Origin of the sequence: Wolbachia endosymbiont of Zygogramma bicolorata, assembly GCF_051130665.1 — a bacterium.
Classification (GTDB): domain Bacteria; phylum Pseudomonadota; class Alphaproteobacteria; order Rickettsiales; family Anaplasmataceae; genus Wolbachia.
The window spans coordinates 976,635-994,132 of record NZ_CP149530.1 but is presented as its reverse complement, the minus strand read 5'-3'; the positions used below and the strand labels follow the sequence as shown (position 1 = coordinate 994,132).

Annotated in this window: 13 protein-coding genes and 2 pseudogenes; 6 read left to right on the top strand and 9 right to left on the bottom strand. The window is 34.6% G+C overall.

All coding sequences use genetic code 11. The features are described 5' to 3' along the window. Window positions 1-29 precede the first annotated feature (29 nt). Window positions 30-1,097, bottom strand: coding sequence for a hypothetical protein (locus WKH12_RS04710; protein WP_434732127.1), 1,068 nt, complete (start codon window positions 1,095-1,097; stop codon window positions 30-32). A 149-nt stretch (window positions 1,098-1,246) separates the two neighbouring features. On the opposite strand from WKH12_RS04710, the gene elbB reads away from it, so the two are divergent. The 3 genes from elbB (at window position 1,247) to tnpC (WKH12_RS04695) (ending at window position 3,866) form a co-directional block, all read left to right on the top strand. Next, window positions 1,247-1,954, top strand: a complete 708-nt coding sequence (elbB, locus tag WKH12_RS04705) for an isoprenoid biosynthesis glyoxalase ElbB (protein WP_434732126.1) — start codon at window positions 1,247-1,249, stop codon at window positions 1,952-1,954. A 178-nt stretch (window positions 1,955-2,132) separates the two neighbouring features. Then, window positions 2,133-2,441: a hypothetical protein gene (locus tag WKH12_RS04700; RefSeq protein ID WP_353286890.1), complete on the top strand. Its 309-nt coding sequence runs from the start codon at window positions 2,133-2,135 to the stop codon at window positions 2,439-2,441. Between the two features lie 168 nt (window positions 2,442-2,609). After that, the gene (gene tnpC / locus WKH12_RS04695; RefSeq protein WP_434732125.1) at window positions 2,610-3,866 is read left to right on the top strand and encodes an IS66 family transposase; all 1,257 of its coding nucleotides are present in this window, start codon (window positions 2,610-2,612) and stop codon (window positions 3,864-3,866) included. 15 nt (window positions 3,867-3,881) lie between these two features. On the opposite strand, the gene tnpC (WKH12_RS04690) is transcribed toward tnpC (WKH12_RS04695), so the two are convergent. Beyond that, window positions 3,882-5,237 (bottom strand): IS66 family transposase, encoded by a 1,356-nt coding sequence (gene tnpC, locus WKH12_RS04690; RefSeq protein ID WP_434732010.1) that lies wholly within the window; start codon window positions 5,235-5,237, stop codon window positions 3,882-3,884. 430 nt (window positions 5,238-5,667) lie between these two features. On the opposite strand from tnpC (WKH12_RS04690), the gene WKH12_RS04685 reads away from it, so the two are divergent. Together WKH12_RS04685 and WKH12_RS04680 are read left to right on the top strand one after the other, a co-directional pair. Then, a complete protein-coding gene (locus WKH12_RS04685; protein ID WP_434732124.1) occupies window positions 5,668-7,041 on the top strand; it encodes an ankyrin repeat domain-containing protein in 1,374 nt (457 codons plus the stop codon). A gap of 144 nt (window positions 7,042-7,185) precedes the next feature. Beyond that, the gene (locus tag WKH12_RS04680; protein WP_434732123.1) at window positions 7,186-8,700 is read left to right on the top strand and encodes a type II secretion system protein GspD; all 1,515 of its coding nucleotides are present in this window, start codon (window positions 7,186-7,188) and stop codon (window positions 8,698-8,700) included. A 7-nt stretch (window positions 8,701-8,707) separates the two neighbouring features. On the opposite strand, the gene WKH12_RS04675 is transcribed toward WKH12_RS04680, so the two are convergent. From WKH12_RS04675 to WKH12_RS04655, 5 genes and pseudogenes are all read right to left on the bottom strand, one after another. Then, complete coding sequence (locus WKH12_RS04675) at window positions 8,708-9,643, bottom strand: P44/Msp2 family outer membrane protein (RefSeq protein WP_434732122.1); 936 nt, start codon at window positions 9,641-9,643, stop codon at window positions 8,708-8,710. Window positions 9,644-9,709: 66 nt separating this feature from the next. Then, on the bottom strand, window positions 9,710-10,945 hold the full coding sequence (gene mtaB / locus WKH12_RS04670) for a tRNA (N(6)-L-threonylcarbamoyladenosine(37)-C(2))-methylthiotransferase MtaB (protein ID WP_434732121.1): 1,236 nt from the start codon (window positions 10,943-10,945) through the stop codon (window positions 9,710-9,712). 214 nt (window positions 10,946-11,159) lie between these two features. After that, a pseudogene (locus tag WKH12_RS04665) lies at window positions 11,160-11,383 on the bottom strand (transposase); the annotation flags it as partial. A 141-nt stretch (window positions 11,384-11,524) separates the two neighbouring features. Next, window positions 11,525-12,208 (bottom strand): P44/Msp2 family outer membrane protein, encoded by a 684-nt coding sequence (locus tag WKH12_RS04660; RefSeq protein ID WP_434732120.1) that lies wholly within the window; start codon window positions 12,206-12,208, stop codon window positions 11,525-11,527. Window positions 12,209-12,472: 264 nt separating this feature from the next. Beyond that, window positions 12,473-13,487 (bottom strand): IS630 family transposase gene (locus WKH12_RS04655; RefSeq protein WP_434732009.1). Its coding sequence is split into 2 segments (ribosomal slippage): window positions 12,473-13,021 and window positions 13,023-13,487, totalling 1,014 coding nucleotides; the frame shifts between segments, so codons are not numbered across the junction. 522 nt (window positions 13,488-14,009) lie between these two features. Here WKH12_RS04655 and WKH12_RS04650 point away from each other — a divergent pair. After that, window positions 14,010-15,203, top strand: a pseudogene (locus tag WKH12_RS04650) (hypothetical protein); the annotation flags it as partial. On the opposite strand, the gene plsY reads toward WKH12_RS04650, so the two are convergent. Together plsY and WKH12_RS04640 are read right to left on the bottom strand one after the other, a co-directional pair. After that, window positions 15,198-15,773: a glycerol-3-phosphate 1-O-acyltransferase PlsY gene (plsY, locus tag WKH12_RS04645; RefSeq protein WP_434732655.1), complete on the bottom strand. Its 576-nt coding sequence runs from the start codon at window positions 15,771-15,773 to the stop codon at window positions 15,198-15,200. The pseudogene WKH12_RS04650 and the gene plsY sit on opposite strands and share 6 nt — an antisense overlap. A 258-nt stretch (window positions 15,774-16,031) precedes the next feature. Continuing rightward, a complete protein-coding gene (locus WKH12_RS04640; protein WP_253309422.1) occupies window positions 16,032-17,498 on the bottom strand; it encodes an alanine/glycine:cation symporter family protein in 1,467 nt (488 codons plus the stop codon).

The following is a 17,498-nucleotide window of genomic DNA, read 5'->3' as shown; positions in this document are numbered from 1 at the left end:
TCTATTTTTCCCATTCCCTCCCCAAGCCATCAGAGGGTTTTATTTTCTTCTTCACTCACTCGTTCAGCACTTGAACTACCTAATTGAGAATCTGGCTTTATTTCCTGAGCTTTCTCATTAACTTTTTGTTCTACCTCTTTTATGTCACTACCAATTGCCATAATTGCAGATTGAAATTCACCCATAAGAATGTGAAATCCTTTCTTTTTAGATTCTTCCGTGTCTTTAGATCTTTCCATATCTGCTACATGAGTACTGAGGCCCTTTTCCAGAAGTCTGCTCATATCATCTTCTGAAAAATTTTGAATGGTTCCATTCTTTACTAACTCTTGTATAGCAGATCGCTGCCTTTCATTTTGAAGCATTTCTAATATTTTTTTCCCATCATCAAGACCTTTTTTAGCGTCAACGCCTTCGTTATCTTTAAGACTAATGTTTGCAATAGTTTCAAGCACGTTTGTTCTTAATCTACTAAAGTTATTCTCTCTTGCTTGAACTGTAGGTAATTTATCTATTAAATCCTTATATGAACTTTTCACTGCTTTTCCTGCTTCAATCGCTCCTTCTTTTATTTTTTCACCCGCCCTTCCTATACCTATTCCTACATAACGTGCTCCAATAGCTACAAGCGCTATTAATGTAGCAAGCACAATAAGCGGAGAAAATGCTACTCCCAATACTATTCCTGTAGAAGCTATTCCAATTTTTTTATTTGCAGATGCTGATTTAAAATAATTGACTAGGTTGTCCAGCGGACCTTTATTATTATTTATAACATTACTTATTGTTTCACGCTCAACAGATTGTAGCGCCTTTTCTATTATCTCTGGCCCAACATCTTCTGGCTTTAAATTCTCAAGCGCTTCTTCAATTAATTTTATAAATAATTCTTTATTTACCTCCTTTTGCAAGCCTTGGTCATTAATCGCTAAACTTAAACCTTCGAGATTCATTGTTTCAACTTGTTTTGATAGGGCTTCAAACAACTTCCCTTTTTCTTCCTGTGGGGATTGTGCAATGCTTTCTATTATATCTGAAATAGCTTTTCTTAGTTCTGGGTAGTCATTATCAAAAAACGTACTGTTTGTAGGTGCCATATTCAACTTCATCAACTATAAATATGCCTAATTATATATACTAATTATTAATTATATTATAATAAATATGAGATAATTAATATAATAACCTCTTTCCAAATATAGAATTTGTATTAAAATATCTAGATTACATGAAATTAAGGTACTTTATGGGTGAAAAAAAATTAAAAGCTGCTGTGGTTTTATCAGGGTGTGGTCACCTTGACGGTGCAGAGGTAAGAGAAGCGGTTTTAAGTTTGCTTGTGCTTGATCAGCAGGAAGTGAATGTTAAATGCTTTGCACCTGATATCAATATCACACAAGTTATGAATCATAAAACAAAAGAAGTAGTGAAAGAAAAAAGGAATGTACTTGCAGAAGCAGCAAGAATCGCAAGAGGTGAAATATATGACTTAAAAGAAGGCAAAGCTGAAAATTTTGACATGCTAGTTGTACCTGGTGGATACGGGGTTGCAAAAAATTTATCTGATTTAGCTGAAAATAAAGACATGGTGACAGTAATGCCTGAATTTGAAAGATTAGTTTCAGAATTTTTTGTTACAAAAAAGCCGATAGGAGCGATATGCATATCTCCAGCCATCATTGTTTCAATTTTAAGTAGCAAGATAGGTAAAGAAGAAAGTAAGGTTAAGGTAACTATAGGAGATGACAGAGAACAGTTGATAGAGAAGCTTGGTGGTGAACACATAAAGTGTGATACAGGATTATCAATAGAAGACGAAGAACATAATGTATTTTCCTGTTCTGCTTATATGCGTAGCGACGAAAGTATATACTCTGTATATCAAGGGATAAAGCATATGATTGACAGCATGGTAAAAAAGATTAACAAAAAAACTAAACAGCCATTCCTCTAAGATGTAGTAATTTAGACTTCCTTACACAATTAACTGTTGAATTTTACATTCCTAGCTGTATTATGGTTATATAGCTAAAGTGCTCTAGGTTTACGACTATTACTTGTTAGCAGCGTGGCGTAGGGCTGCACTAGCTATATATATTTAGCTCTTTTTTTATAAACGCAAGGTGTTTTATATGTCAGACCTTTTCTATATTGAAACTACGTGTTGTGTGGACGGTCAGTGTGATGTCTATACAGGGGAAGTGAGTTTTAATGATGTCATGTTAGGCAAGTTCAGTCTAAATTCGTGCAGCGGGAAAGAAGCTATGATAAATCTAGACGTTATTACATTCGATATTAATATCGCTATTGATGGTCAAAATGGAAAGACAATAGAAAGAGACCTTAAAGGTCTTGAATTTGTAACTAAAGATGATGGTTCTTGGTATATTAATAAGAATTTTGGTAATGATAGATTTGAAGTTATAGTAAAGCAATCATAATTTTACATCTCAGGTGTAACATTTAGTATAGGTGCTATTCTATTTATAATGTTCTTTACTATAGGCGCAGCAATTATTCCCCCGGTGTAACCGTTCACGGAGATAAGGTGGTTTACAAAGTAAGTATAAAAGTGTAAAGAGATAGGAAGCTAAATATGGAATGGGTAAATGACAACAGTGCTGCAAGAAAAGGTTGTAGCAGAAAACGCTAATCTCAAGGAAGAAATAAAAGCACTGATCAGAGAAAATGATAGCTTGAAAGCAAAAATAGTTGAATTAGAAGACAAATTGGGCTTAAATTCGCAAAATTCATCGCTGCCACCATCACGAGATATATATCGTAAGAAAGCAAAAAAGAAAAGTGATAAAAAACCAGGAGGTCAGCCAGGACATAAGGTGCATAAGCGTGAATTAATGGCTGCAGACGAGGTAGTGAGATGCACAATTGATACAATTTGTATGTGTGGAGGTAAGATTACTTTAGAAGATGAAATTATTCATCAGAAGGCAGAGTTGCCAGAAATTAAGCCAATTGTAACTGAGTACAGGTTGCAAAGAGGACATTGTAGAGTATGTAATAAAAGAATTACAGCAAATTTACCCGAAGGTGTTGCAAGAGATTTTCTAGGACCCAATGCTAAAACAGTTATAAGCAGCCTTAGCGGCTTTTTTATTAACTCAAAAAGAGAGGTACAGCAAATTTTGGGCAGTATTTTTAATCTAAATATAAGCCTTGGTTTAGTCTCAAATACTGAACGCAGGGTATCGAAGAAGTGTGCATCTGAATATGAGAAAATGAAGGAAGAGTTGCAAGGAAGCGAGTATTTGCATATAGACGAAACAGGGCACAGAAATCAAGGAAAGAGAGGCTGGAGTTGGGTAATAACAAACAAAGCGTTGACACTTCTGAAGGTAAGCGAGTCTCGTGGTAAGAAGGTGTTGAAGAGTTTACTGCCAGAATATGATGGTATATTTGTGAGCGATAGATACGCTGTATACAATTACTTCAATCGTGAAAATAGACAGATATGTTGGGCACATCTGGCAAGAGATTTTGAGAGATTTGCCCATAGTAAAAATGTTGAAGTGAGCAAAATTGGCCAAGCACTAAAATCGCTCAGCAATAAGGTGTTTGTAGTAGATAAGGCAAAAAAACAAAATTTGATAGATAATTTGAGATTTTATCGACTGGTGCGAAAAATTCGGAAAAGGGTAAAACATTTTTTACGTAAAATGACGAGGGTTGCAAATAGCACTCAAGCTTCAAGAATGGCCGCTAAGATGTTACGATCTGAGGATATGATGTGGAAGTTTTTAAGAAAACCTGAAGTGATAGAAACAACTAATAACCTTGCAGAACGGCAAATTAGACGGTACGTAATTTATCGTAAAAACAGCTTTTTCGTAACCGTTCACGGATTGTGAGAATGAATTAAAGAACTAAGCAGTGACAGCTACTAGATTCTGTAGCTTTTGAAAGGGGTTCTGGCCATTTAGACGTGATGTCAAAAATATCGACAACATTCTTTCCACGAATCTTTCTCCACGTTCTGACCAGGTGAAAAAGCTGTTTTTACGATAAATTACGTACCGTCTAATTTGCCGTTCTGCAAGGTTATTAGTTGTTTCTATCACTTCAGGTTTTCTTAAAAACTTCCACATCATATCCTCAGATCGTAACATCTTAGCGGCCATTCTTGAAGCTTGAGTGCTATTTGCAACCCTCGTCATTTTACGTAAAAAATGTTTTACCCTTTTCCGAATTTTTCGCACCAGTCGATAAAATCTCAAATTATCTATCAAATTTTGTTTTTTTGCCTTATCTACTACAAACACCTTATTGCTGAGCGATTTTAGTGCTTGGCCAATTTTGCTCACTTCAACATTTTTACTATGGGCAAATCTCTCAAAATCTCTTGCCAGATGTGCCCAACATATCTGTCTATTTTCACGATTGAAGTAATTGTATACAGCGTATCTATCGCTCACAAATATACCATCATATTCTGGCAGTAAACTCTTCAACACCTTCTTACCACGAGACTCGCTTACCTTCAGAAGTGTCAACGCTTTGTTTGTTATTACCCAACTCCAGCCTCTCTTTCCTTGATTTCTGTGCCCTGTTTCGTCTATATGCAAATACTCGCTTCCTTGCAACTCTTCCTTCATTTTCTCATATTCAGATGCACACTTCTTCGATACCCTGCGTTCAGTATTTGAGACTAAACCAAGGCTTATATTTAGATTAAAAATACTGCCCAAAATTTGCTGTACCTCTCTTTTTGAGTTAATAAAAAAGCCGCTAAGGCTGCTTATAACTGTTTTAGCATTGGGTCCTAGAAAATCTCTTGCAACACCTTCGGGTAAATTTGCTGTAATTCTTTTATTACATACTCTACAATGTCCTCTTTGCAACCTGTACTCAGTTACAATTGGCTTAATTTCTGGCAACTCTGCCTTCTGATGAATAATTTCATCTTCTAAAGTAATCTTACCTCCACACATACAAATTGTATCAATTGTGCATCTCACTACCTCGTCTGCAGCCATTAATTCACGCTTATGCACCTTATGTCCTGGCTGACCTCCTGGTTTTTTATCACTTTTCTTTTTTGCTTTCTTACGATATATATCTCGTGATGGTGGCAGCGATGAATTTTGCGAATTTAAGCCCAATTTGTCTTCTAATTCAACTATTTTTGCTTTCAAGCTATCATTTTCTCTGATCAGTGCTTTTATTTCTTCCTTGAGATTAGCGTTTTCTGCTACAACCTTTTCTTGCAGCACTGTTGTCATTTACCCATTCCATATTTAGCTTCCTATCTCTTTACACTTTTATACTTACTTTGTAAACCACCTTATCTCCGTGAACGGTTACTTGTAAGCGCGTTCAGCTTATTTAGATAAAAATATAGATGTAGATGAAGTTTTGTAAAGACATACAGTATCTATATATTGCAAAAAATTGAACATAAGACGCCGATACATTAAGTAATCCTTACCTTTTAATCTGCAGATTGGCGAAAGCAAATACAATAGCTTCACTGTCATAATAAGGGGGCTGGCAGAGTTTGTCAAGTGGTTTTTTTGTTTCATCCAATGCGCTGCCAAAAGTTTGTTATGCAAGAATGCATAGTATCTTAGCCATTTCTCACAGATTCATTTAAACTTAATCAAGTAGGAGTATTATTAACGCGAAAAGGGTTCAATTAGAGACTTAAGTGATATGGCGCGTGAGGAAGATATAAACCAATTAGTAGAAAATGGATTTGATATTAACTCAAAAGATGCAAGTGGAATCACTCTCTTGCATAAGTTCACAAAAGAAGGTGATTTAGTTGGAGTAAAATCATTGCTAGACCACGAAGCTGATTTTAATGTCGTAGACAACGAAAATAGAAACCCACTGCATTACGCCATTATGCATGGACACAAGAAAATTGCTAAACTTTTTGTTAATCAACTGACAATCAATTCCAAGGATAAAAATGGATTCACTCCACTGCACCTTGCTGCACTACAAGATGACACGGAATTAATAGATTTTTTGATAACAAAAGGCGCAAAAATTAATGAAAAAGACGCTAAAGAGGGCTATACTCCTCTTCATATAGCTTCACTATACGGTTCTAAAAAAAGCGTCCAAATTTTAATTGATAGCGGAGCAAATCTCGAATGTGAAGATAACAATTTTCGCACTCCTTTGTTTTTAACTATCTATCAATGCACTGCACATTATGACAGCAGAGCAGAAATTATAGAATATCTGATAAAGAAAGGTGCAAATATAGAAGCCAAAGATGCAGAAAATAACACTACGCTTTTCCTAGCAGCGTATAACAACAAAATGCAAATAGTTAAACTTATTGCAAAAAGACAGCAAGCAAGTAACGATGAAATTAAACTTAAAGAGTTTTTTTGCACAAAAAACAACCATGGTTTTGATGCATTAGATTGCGCTATTGAGCATAATAATAGAAAAATGGTAACATTTCTTGTATCAAAAGGAATAGATGCAAATGATCAAGATTTTAATGGCAACGCCAGGCTGCATAAAGCTAGCCATAATGGTAACACTAAAACAGTTAAGCTCTTATTGAAGCTTAAGGTAAACATTAATGCTGTTACTAAATGTAACAGAACTCCCTTGCTACTGGCAGTTAAAAAAGGCCATACAAAAATTGTGAAAATGTTATTGGAAGTTAGAGCCAATATGAACATTTGTGAGCAACAAGGTTTTGCACCTCTACATCTTGCTGTTCAAAAGGATTATTTTGATATAGCTCAGCTGTTAACAGAAAAAGGTGCAGACCTTAACATTAAGTGTAATAACGGTCATACCGCAATAGATATATTCATTAGCAAGGCTCATAGCAAAAAAAACATCGAAGAAAATTACAAAAAATTTTGTAGATTTTTGATGCTTTACCTGAAAGAGCTACATAGTAAACACAAAGCCTGTTGTATACTTTCAACCCTAGCTCTAAGCTTAACAATTATAGGCTTGCCATTTATTTTTAAGCCTATTATTAAATATAGAGAAAGAAGTAAAATATATAAAAAAACTAAGGCTATGCTGGAAAATTTACTCTACATTTAAGTACAAGAGGGGCGTACAAAAAAAACATATAGCCAGTGCAGGTCAAGCTAATATATGACAATTATCTGTTGAATGAAAATGAGATTAAATACATTTTTAATATTTTTATAGAAATCTATTAGTATAGATCTATATGCTGTTCTAATGGCTATTTTTAAATGCTTAATACTCCTCTTCATTATTTCTTGCACACACCTGCCTACTAAGCAACATCTCACTAATATAGGCAACGAAGATCATCATGATATAGGTGAGCACGATTATTCGTTGCAGCAATACAACACCTCTTTGGAGATTAATGAACCGGCAATACCAGAAATTATGCCTTTACCAATAGAGTTTCCCGATCTCACAATCAGTAATCAGCTTATTTCTATTAATGTTAGTGAAGAAGTATCAGTAAAAGATTTGCTGATTGAGATAGGAAAACTTTCTGACGTTAACTTGGATATAGACCCAAAAATATCAGGTAATATTATTTTAAAGCTAAAAGATAAGAATATAAATGAAGTAATTCAGAGTATAGCAAATAGCGCCAAATTGCGTTACTCAACAAGCAATGGTGTAATTAGAATTGAGCAGGACTTGCCATACGCGCAAAATTATTATGCAGACTTCATTAATATTCAACATTCTGCTCAAAGCAGTTTCGTCATTAGTAACAATATTACTAACAGTGATGGAAGTCACACTGATAGGGACTATAACAATGTTATGAAGTCTCAATACAGTAGTGACTTATGGAATTTATTAGAAAAAGGCTTGAATGCAATAATGGATGTTAACGGGGTGGATGATGGCGAATTCCTTTCATCCAACAGAGAAGCTGGTGTTATTATTTTGAATGCTAGAAAAGATATCCATAAAGCTGTTGAAGAATATATTAATAAGGTTAAGAAATTAGCGTCTTCTCAAGTAATGATAGAGGCAAAAATAGTTGAAGTTGTGTTAGATGACAAATATCTTTCTGGTATAAACTTAAATGACTTACGCGATGGAACTAAGTCTATAATAAATCAAGATAACTCCATTATTAACCTAGCAATGAACTTTGGTGCGAGTGATCTAGGAGATTTAGTAAAAAATTTAGACAAATTTGGCGCTTCAACTGTAATTTCAAGCCCTAGAGTACATGCTATAAATAATCAGCAAGCGATGATTTCATTTACCAAAAACCATATTTATTTTACTTCCGATATACAAAAAGATACTAGAAACTCTAATCAGACCTTAATTACCAAGATGAATAGTGTCCCAATAGGTGTTGTGCTAATAATCCACCCAAGCATTAACATTGATACTAGTGAAATATTCATGGATATACATCCAACTTTATCAAGAATTAACGGCTACATTAAAGATCCAGATATAGAGTACATCGCACAGCAGAGTAAAATGAAATTAAATAGCGACATTCCAATTGTTGAAATCAGAGAAATGAACTCTATGTTAAAAATTAAGAGCGGTGAAATTATGGTAATCGGCGGGCTTATAGAACATAGAGAAGATAAGCAAAGCTTTAAAGCTACATTACATCAGAAGTCAAAAAGGCTAGCGAATAACATTAGAACAGTAGAAACTGTCATTTTTTTAAAAGCAACAATCGTACCAACATTTGGTTTGTTAGATAGAAAAGATAAGAATTTATATATATATTAAATCACTACTAAAAATTAAATATCAAACCAACTTCAATATTATGAGTAGATATGTCATCTGCAACAGGTATCGGAACGCTAAAGTAACGATAGCCGAGAAAGGTTTTGACTTCTGGGATTATTGAATAGTTAATACCAAGCTTTATTTGATAAGCAAACCAAGGAACATTAAGTGGCATTGAACTTTGGTGTGATCCATTAATTCTTTTTAATCTAAAAACTGTTGGTCCTATACCAAGGCCGATGTATGGAGCAAATTGCGTATCCTGAAAGCTGGGATTATAATATAAGTTTAACAAAAACGCAAATATACTTGCTGATTTATCAAATACCAGAGGAGAATTACTATTTTCAATATTGGCTCTAGAATACATGGCTTCAAAATCAACTCGGCCATTTTCTCCAGCATAGTAACCTAAAGATATGCTGTTAACCCATTGGAAATCAATTTTACCATTAAATTCTTTTATGCTTTTAATTTCATTTGCCACTATATTTTTTATCATAAAACCATAATGACTTTTAACTAAAGTTAGGACTCTCTCCCCTATTGCCTTTATACCCTTTACAAATGTTTCTGAATTATCATGGTATACCTTACCACCGTTAGCACTAACATAAAAATCAAGTTTTTTTGATTTTTCTTTTGTAGGCTGCTCATTATCAGCTTGATCTGCAATACGTGACCACATATTTTTCTGATCAGCTACTTGGAGAATAGAAGGTTGTTCAGTAGGACTACTTTCAAGTTCTTGATATTTTAAATCATTTATTAGTATTTTTTTCTCAGTAACCTCTTCAGAATGCATTACATCTTCATTATTGTCCGTTTCTAGTTTTAAGAGTTGTACTTGCTCAATGTGTGTATTACTAATATAAGTAATAAAAAAATAGACACATGGAATGAAAATCAAAAATAAAGTAATAGATATTTTAGTTATCACAAATGAACCCATAATTATCATTTATAGTATAACTACTATATCATATATTTCTTTAATGTACAAAAATTAAGAAAGAATATTTCCAATTAGATAATTATTTTCCACTCCTTTAACATTAACTTTCACAATACTCTTGGCTTGAGCTTTTGATTCAAGCTTTACTAATGCAAAATTTTCTGTTCTACCGACATTATTTTGCTCAACCAGAACACTTTGTTCAGTGCCTATCAAAGATTGATAAAAGCTACTCATCATTTCTCTATTCATTTCTCTTAAATTTTTTACTCGTTCTTTACGCACATTCTCTGGTACTTGTGGCATTCGTGCAGCAGGTGTATTCTTCCGCTCTGAATATGGAAAAGCATGTAGGTAAACTATATTTGTTTTTTTCAGTAAATCAACTGTATCCTGAAACATTTCATCAGTTTCTGTTGGAAATCCAGCAATAATATCAGCGCCAAATGCTATATTAGGCCTCAAACTCTTCATTTTATGACAAAATTCTATTACTTGTTCTCTGTTGTGACGACGTTTCATTCTCTTTAGTATTAAATTATTGCCAGATTGTAGACTCAAGTGTAAATGAGGCATAAGTTTTGACTCATTAGCTATTAAATCCATTAATTCGTCGTCAACTTCAGCAACATCGATAGAGGAAAGTCTTAGCCTCTTCAACTCTGGTATATCTTTTAAAACTCTCCTAATCATTGAACCAAGTGATGGCTTAGCAAACAAATCTGTACAAAAGTCAGTAATATCAACACCTGTAAACACTACTTCTTGATATCCATTTTCTACAAAGATCCTAATTTGCTCTATAATACTGTTTATTGGCACAGATTGATTATTCCCTCTTGCCTCAGTAATTGAGCAAAATGTGCAGCTATGATTACAACCATTTTGAATTTCAATAAATGCCCTTGATTTATCTTCAAATCCATTAATTAGAACAGGTTCTGATTTGTTTACTTGGTTATCACTGACTAAGATTTTATCGTCATTTAGTAAGTAATTTTCAGCTTTTAGCTTATCTTGATTACCGAGCACTTTACTTACACCAGGAATGCTACTGTAAACTTCTGGATCCAACTGAACAGCACAACCAACTACGATAATTTCTTTACTTGGGTCGTTTTTATAGATCTTACGTATTTTTTGCTTTACTTGGCGTTCTGCTTCGTTTGTCACTGCACAGCTATGTACCACAACAACATTTTTTCTTTCTGCTTTTTTTAATGCTTCTTTGATTAACTCACTCTCGTAAAAATTTAGACGACAACCAAATGTTATCACTTCATTCATGCTAGTATTTTTTAGACCTTACAATTTAAATTATATCACACATCCAAGCAAAGTCATTAAGCCTCTTGCATGACCATTGTTTTGGTAGATAAATGCTATGCAAGCAGCAGACACTGGGATGGCTTTGTTGCATAGCAACGTAAGTTTTTTCCAGAGTAAATAATTTTATGCGACTATTTCAAATTTAGGCATACCAATTACGTTGCAAATATCATTTTATAAACCCGACTGTTTGTCTCAAACCTATTCTGAACAGATGGGTTATTATATGTATCAAAATTACCACTTTGTTGCTGTAAATATTGTTGCCACCCTGCATTTTGGCCCAATTTCATACCAATTTTCTATGGCTTCGTTGATATCATGAAAAATATTTCCTCTTTTTTCTAGAAACTTGTTATATTCGTTTTGGTTACTGACTCTCATTTTTTGTGGCATATTTATCCTTAAATCGTCATTTTATAATGAATTTAGTCAGTAATCACTAGTTTTTCTGAACGCTATGCAACAAAGCCACCCCAGTGTCATGCTACTTGAATGACAAGAAAAAACCCACTGGGATAACAAGATTGAGATAGACTAGAAATTAAACGCTACTCCAGCTTCTGCACCAACAGTGCTGTAAAGAACTTTGAGTTCCCCTTTGCCGTCTTCGTGAGTTTTATCAAAGTTAGCACCATAAGAACCGAAATAGCGAGCTCCAGCGTAAAGTTTGACTTCTGGAGTTACATCGTAACTAACACCAGCTCTTGCTTGACCAGCAAAAGCAAATTTACCATTTTGACTACTCACAGCAGTTGCCAAAGGTGTGCTAATATACGCTGCACCAACACCAACACCAACATATGGAGTGATAGGCATATCTTCAATTGCTATATCGTAATAAACGTTAACTAGTCCTGAAATTGCTGTTAAACTGTCTGCAACAGTATCTGGGTTAAATGCTGCACCTGTAACATTATTTTTGCTTAGTTGCGAATAAACCCCTTCAACATCAACCCTGATGTCGTCCATTTTGTAACCAAATGCACCACCACCAGCTATAAAAGACGCTTTTAATGGACTGTAATCATTATTGTCTTTCTTATAGGTAATACCATCAACTTTTGTGAAAAGAGGTAAAATTTCACCGTTGTATTGCAAACGAACGTAGTAGCTAGTTTCTTCATCACTTATTGGACCAACAGGATCTGAAAAAGCAGAGTTTGATAAACTTAGCAACGTTGCTAAAGCGGCTGCTGAAAAAAACTTTTTATAATGCATAATTGTCCTCGTAAAAAAATTAAAATTCCACTTTAGCAGTCTAAGTAACAACTAAAGTTAAGTCAAGTGCTAACTTAATAACACAAAATATTCTACATTTTAACTAATTTTTGGGAAAAGACAAAGATTTTATTAATGAATAAATAGAGTTACACGACTTTTTTACTCTTGATTTTTTGGTATAGCTAACACAGGTAAGATTTACTATCGAAAGACCTCGTCATCCCGCTGCTTGTTAGCGGGATCTATAGCTAATACCAAATCTCATAAATAAGTAGGCAAATAACTCACAGAACAAATGGTTTTGATCGAACTTTCCGTAATATTACGAATGAATGCACATACAGTATCCTCCAATAAACTAACAGAGTCATATATTCTATTTTTAATGAGATTGTCTTTCAAATATTGCCATAAACGCTCTACTGGATTTAACTCTGGTGAATATGGAGGTAAATAGATTAAGGTAATATTTTGTGGTATTTTTAAACCTTTGGATCTATGCCATCCTGCACAATCCACAACAAGAAATGCCTCCCTTGTTCCTAAATATTGTGACATCTGCTCAAGGAATATATTCATACAATCAGTATTGACGTTTGGTACGAATAAGCTAGAACTCTCTCGATTTCTAGGATTAACTGCACTATAGAGATAAAAGTTTTGCCTACCTAATTTTACCTTAACCTGTGTCCTAATGCCTTTTTTAAACCACCCGTGTCCAATCTTTGAATGTGTGCCAAACCGCGACTCATCGAAGAAAAATAGCTCTTTTTCGGGATACGTGACAATAGTTTCATTAAGATTTTTTTTTAAACTCTTCTTGTTTATTTTTATCCTGTTTATTGTGCACAGGCCTTGGAGTAATATACGAAAAACCTAACTTTTGCATCAGTCTATGTGCTGTAGACTTACTTACCTCAATAGAAAACATTTTCTCAATTATGATTTTTAATTTCTTAGCCGTTAGGTTGGCTCCTTCTTCTGCTATGACATTTTTAATTTCTTCTTGCTGCTTGTAGCTCAACTTCGGCTTTACTCCACGTCCTGGTTGTATTTTAAACGCATTGACTCCTCCTTCCTTAAATCTTGTAATCCACTTCATCAATGTAGTTCTAGTAATTCGGTATATTTGAGCAACTTTTGTTATTCCATATTCTTTTGCAGATATTATTGCCTGTAATCTTCTTCCTATCTCTCCTCTTATGCCGTGCTTCTTTAATTCCAGGTTACACTTATTATATAATTCTTCTCCTATTGCTTTACTTTTTCCTGCCATAACTCCCCACTAATTCTTAAATTATTCTATTTTAGAAATTTTTCTTTATTCCTCTATTTATTTTTAGGAATTGGTATTACCTCACTTCTTCACTACTACGCACCCATCTGCCAACCTCTCATCTTCAGTTCACTTCCTGTTTTCCAGTTATAGAACCTACCTCTCCAAGGTATTTCTCCTTGGGATGAGGAGGGCTTCTCCAGTTGCTTTGTATGTCCTCATTGCCATGCCGTTACTAACACCCCGCTGAAGTAGACCTATCGTTTCATTCGTTTTTCGTCTGGTCTATTCTGTCTTCGCCAGTACCAAGATGGCTCGACCTTCAGAATATTCCTTTCGAGGCAATCTGTGTATTCGCTTTCGCTACGGCCTGGTAATTCGCCATTATCCTACGATAATGTTGTCGGTAGGCTTCAACATTTTGGTTTCCCTCCATGCTGCTACCCAAGCTACAGGATTCCGACTTTTATCCTGGTAGGTCTATCTCCTACTGAACAATACTTGCCTTCTCTGGACGCACTTAGTGATGAAAATAAAGGAAGAGTAATTACATTTTTAAATGACTTTTGCAAAGATGATCAAAAGCATAGCTCTGGCTTTACAGGTGGACAGATTTTACTTTTAGTTCTGAAAGCCTGCAATGATGGAGACAGAGAAGCTGTAAAAAATAAAAAAGACGCGTTAATTACAAATTTGCTTGATAGCCAAACTTTCTCTAGAAAAGAGCGAATCCCTAACACCTGTTTTACCGGTATTGTCTACAGGATGTTAAGTACGCTAGAGGGTATTCATCCTGATCCAGAAATTAGATTTACTCCCCCAAGGGAAATGTTGCTCTCAGAAGCACAAAATAAAGCACGTGAGTTTATGTTAGACAGGTTAAAAAACAAGAAAAACAGTAAAGAAATTCTTAAGGCTTGGCATACAGTTCAAAATAACCATAAAGATAATGAAAATCAGAAGATAGTTGATGATTTTATTTCAGAAGTAAGTATTCCTTTAATGAGAAAATTATTGAGTTTCACTTCTCAATACAGTGAGCAAGTTGTGCTGGCGTTAATGAAAGATATTAGTTCTATAAAGTTAGTAGAATTATTGGATGAGCACTTATCTTTTTATATTGCACAAAAAACAAACACAAGATGTTGTGCTGATCGGAATTTCGAATTAGGAGATGAGCGTATAATAAACTTAATAACAAATATAAAAGAAAAAGTTTTTCTAGAGCTTTTAAACCAAAATTTACTCAAGACAGATTTTTCTCTCAAGGATTCATCTTTGGATGGAGCTAAAAGAATAGCTAACAAAATAATAATAGGAGAAGTCGAGAAATTTAGGTCAGAAGCTGCTGAAAAGGCTAGGAAAGTTAACCCTATAGAAGTTCAAGTAGATGCTACATTGCAAAATCTGTCAGCCTTGCCACGAGAAAAGAAGTGTTGCATTGCGTATAGCAGACTAAGTAGCCAGTATAAAGGTGATGAAAGAGAGATAATGGAGAACATCTTACTAAAAAAATTAGAGATAACGAAAAAAGAAATGAATAAGATGCTAGAAGAGAATGATATACGCAAGCTAAAATTAGCACTTGATGATGCATGTAAGAAAAGTGGAAAAAGCATGGAAGAAATGATAAAAGAAGTAGAAGAAGTGGTCTCAAGTCGTTTCTCGCATGAAGTATCTGTTAGTAATATAGCAGCAGAGTCAGCACGCTTATAAAAATTTATGTTCCTTGCCTTGCAGAAGATTCATAATATTCTTGTAGTGCTTGAGAAAAACTAGTGTTCCTATAACTAGTAATGTTAAAAACAAATTCCTCTGAAAAAAAAAGGACCATGCTACAGCCACTATAGTAGCCGTCAAGGAAGCAAGGGAAGAATATCGAAAGGTAAAAAACACTGCTAGCCAAACAAATATAAACACTAATGCCACAGGTATGTTAAACGCTATCAACACTCCCAGAGTTGTTGCAACTCCTTTACCTCCTTTAAATTTTAGCCAAATAGGAAACATGTGCCCTAAAACTGCTAAAATTGCAGATACATATATATAAAAATCGTTATTATCACAAAATTGTTGTGCTATATAAACGGCGATGAATCCTTTTAAGGAATCCAGAAGTAATGCCAGAGCAGCAAGACATTTATTTCCTGTTCTTGCAACGTTTGTAGCGCCAATGTTTCCTGAACCTACTTCTCTTAAGTTTATCCCTTTTATTCTTGTAATGATTAAGCTAAACGGTATTGAACCTAATATGTAGGATAGTATAAGGATTACGTACCTCTCCATCATTCTAGCATCCTCTCTCTTGTCATCCCAGTGCGTAACACTGGGATCCAGCGAATTTTGTTCGCAAACGAACCTAGTAGATAAATATAAAATTTTACATTAAAACATAACACTATGGTGGAACTATATACAAAATAGATCCCAGTGTCACGCACTGGGATGACAAGAGGGAATTTTGGGATGACAAGAGGGAGTTTTGCTATAACAAGAAGATGGCACTGGAATGACATCTGTTGTTGTACCTTCATATGCCAAAATTTAATTAATTTTATTATTCCTCAGCCTTTTTAGGTAGCACTGAACTTCATCGTTAATCTGATTACTAAACAGTATAAGCGCTGTCATGTTGATGAGAGCTAAACAAGAGAACAAAGTTCCACCGATATTGGCAATAGCCATTATATCTTTAGAAAGAGCAGAAAAAAACGCTACAATTATTACTGCTATGCGATATATCACTATACTTTTTGCACCGAATAAATATAGCCACCCCATTTCACAACAATATACAAACGAAATTACTGAAGAAAATGCAAACAAAGGTGCAGCTATGGTTAAAAGTATAGGAAACCATGAAGAAACAGTTTCAAATGCCTTTTGAGTGATTAATATCCCTTCACCAACACTAGTCTGGTATGCACCTGTTATTACTATCGTTATTCCAGTTAAACAGCAAGTGAGCATTGTATCAAAACACGGTTCTATCATAGCAACAAGCCCAGTTCTTACTGGTTCTTCATCTTTAGTTGTTGCATGAGTAATTGCAGCAGAGCCGACACCAGCTTCGCTGGCAAAAATTGCTCTTTGAATTCCAGCAACAAATGCTCCTACCATCCCTCCGCCAACAGCATTAAAATCTATCATGCTGGAAAATAATATCTTAAATGTGTGACCAAGATTGTGGATATTAAATCCAATAATAATAAGGCAGCTACATATATATATGAGTGACATAATAGGCACTAGTGCAGAAGATACTCTAGCTATCCTTTTAATTCCGCCAATAATCACTAGAGCAAGCAGCGCAGAGATTATGGAAGAAAGAAACCAAGAATGACCATCTACCCAACTTGAATAGCCAGATAATATTGAAACCATTTGGTTGGTTTGAAACGCTACACTTCCACCAAGACCTGATAATACAAAGAATACTGCATATATTGCAGCTAAAACAATACCAAGTTTTTTAAATCCAAATTCCTCCAGACCATTCCTTATATACTGAAAGGGACCACTAAACAATTGCTCCTGATCTTCTGTTCTATGTCTAAATGCTAAAGTCACTTCGGCAAATTTTGCTGACATACCAAAAAAACCTGTAATCATCATCCAAGGCACCGCTCCTGGCCCTCCCATTGAAACTGCAATTGCGACTCCAGCAACAGTTCCAAGGCCTACTGTGCTTGAAAGTGCAGTCATAAATGCCTGAAAATGCGTAATATGACCATCATGGTGATTCGTGTCATATTTTCCACATAAAATAGCAAACGCATGCTTAAACATTCTTATGTTGAGAAATCCAAAACGTAATGTTAGAAACACATAACCAAAAGCTAGTAGAAAGATTATAAATGGCACGTAAAGGATTTTGAAAAACAGCACTTCATTCATGAAGTTATTTATTCCATTCAACACAGCATCATAACTTTCATAAAAACCTGAAGCAGCGTACACATCATTAAACAATAGGCAAAATAACACCATACAAAGTAATCTATAAATCAT

What these genes read in the sequence shown, in the direction of transcription:
- WKH12_RS04710 (WP_434732127.1), bottom strand. Translation starts at nt 1,097, where the DNA reads ATGGCACCTACAAACAGTACGTTTTTTGATAATGACTACCCAGAACTA.
- elbB (WP_434732126.1), top strand. Translation starts at nt 1,247, where the DNA reads ATGGGTGAAAAAAAATTAAAAGCTGCTGTGGTTTTATCAGGGTGTGGT.
- WKH12_RS04700 (WP_353286890.1), top strand. Translation starts at nt 2,133, where the DNA reads ATGTCAGACCTTTTCTATATTGAAACTACGTGTTGTGTGGACGGTCAG.
- tnpC (WP_434732125.1), top strand. Translation starts at nt 2,610, where the DNA reads ATGACAACAGTGCTGCAAGAAAAGGTTGTAGCAGAAAACGCTAATCTC.
- tnpC (WP_434732010.1), bottom strand. Translation starts at nt 5,237, where the DNA reads ATGACAACAGTGCTGCAAGAAAAGGTTGTAGCAGAAAACGCTAATCTC.
- WKH12_RS04685 (WP_434732124.1), top strand. Translation starts at nt 5,668, where the DNA reads ATGGCGCGTGAGGAAGATATAAACCAATTAGTAGAAAATGGATTTGAT.
- WKH12_RS04680 (WP_434732123.1), top strand. Translation starts at nt 7,186, where the DNA reads ATGGCTATTTTTAAATGCTTAATACTCCTCTTCATTATTTCTTGCACA.
- mtaB (WP_434732121.1), bottom strand. Translation starts at nt 10,945, where the DNA reads ATGAATGAAGTGATAACATTTGGTTGTCGTCTAAATTTTTACGAGAGT.
- WKH12_RS04660 (WP_434732120.1), bottom strand. Translation starts at nt 12,208, where the DNA reads ATGCATTATAAAAAGTTTTTTTCAGCAGCCGCTTTAGCAACGTTGCTA.
- plsY (WP_434732655.1), bottom strand. Translation starts at nt 15,773, where the DNA reads ATGGAGAGGTACGTAATCCTTATACTATCCTACATATTAGGTTCAATA.
- WKH12_RS04640 (WP_253309422.1), bottom strand. Translation starts at nt 17,498, where the DNA reads ATGATTTATAGATTACTTTGTATGGTGTTATTTTGCCTATTGTTTAAT.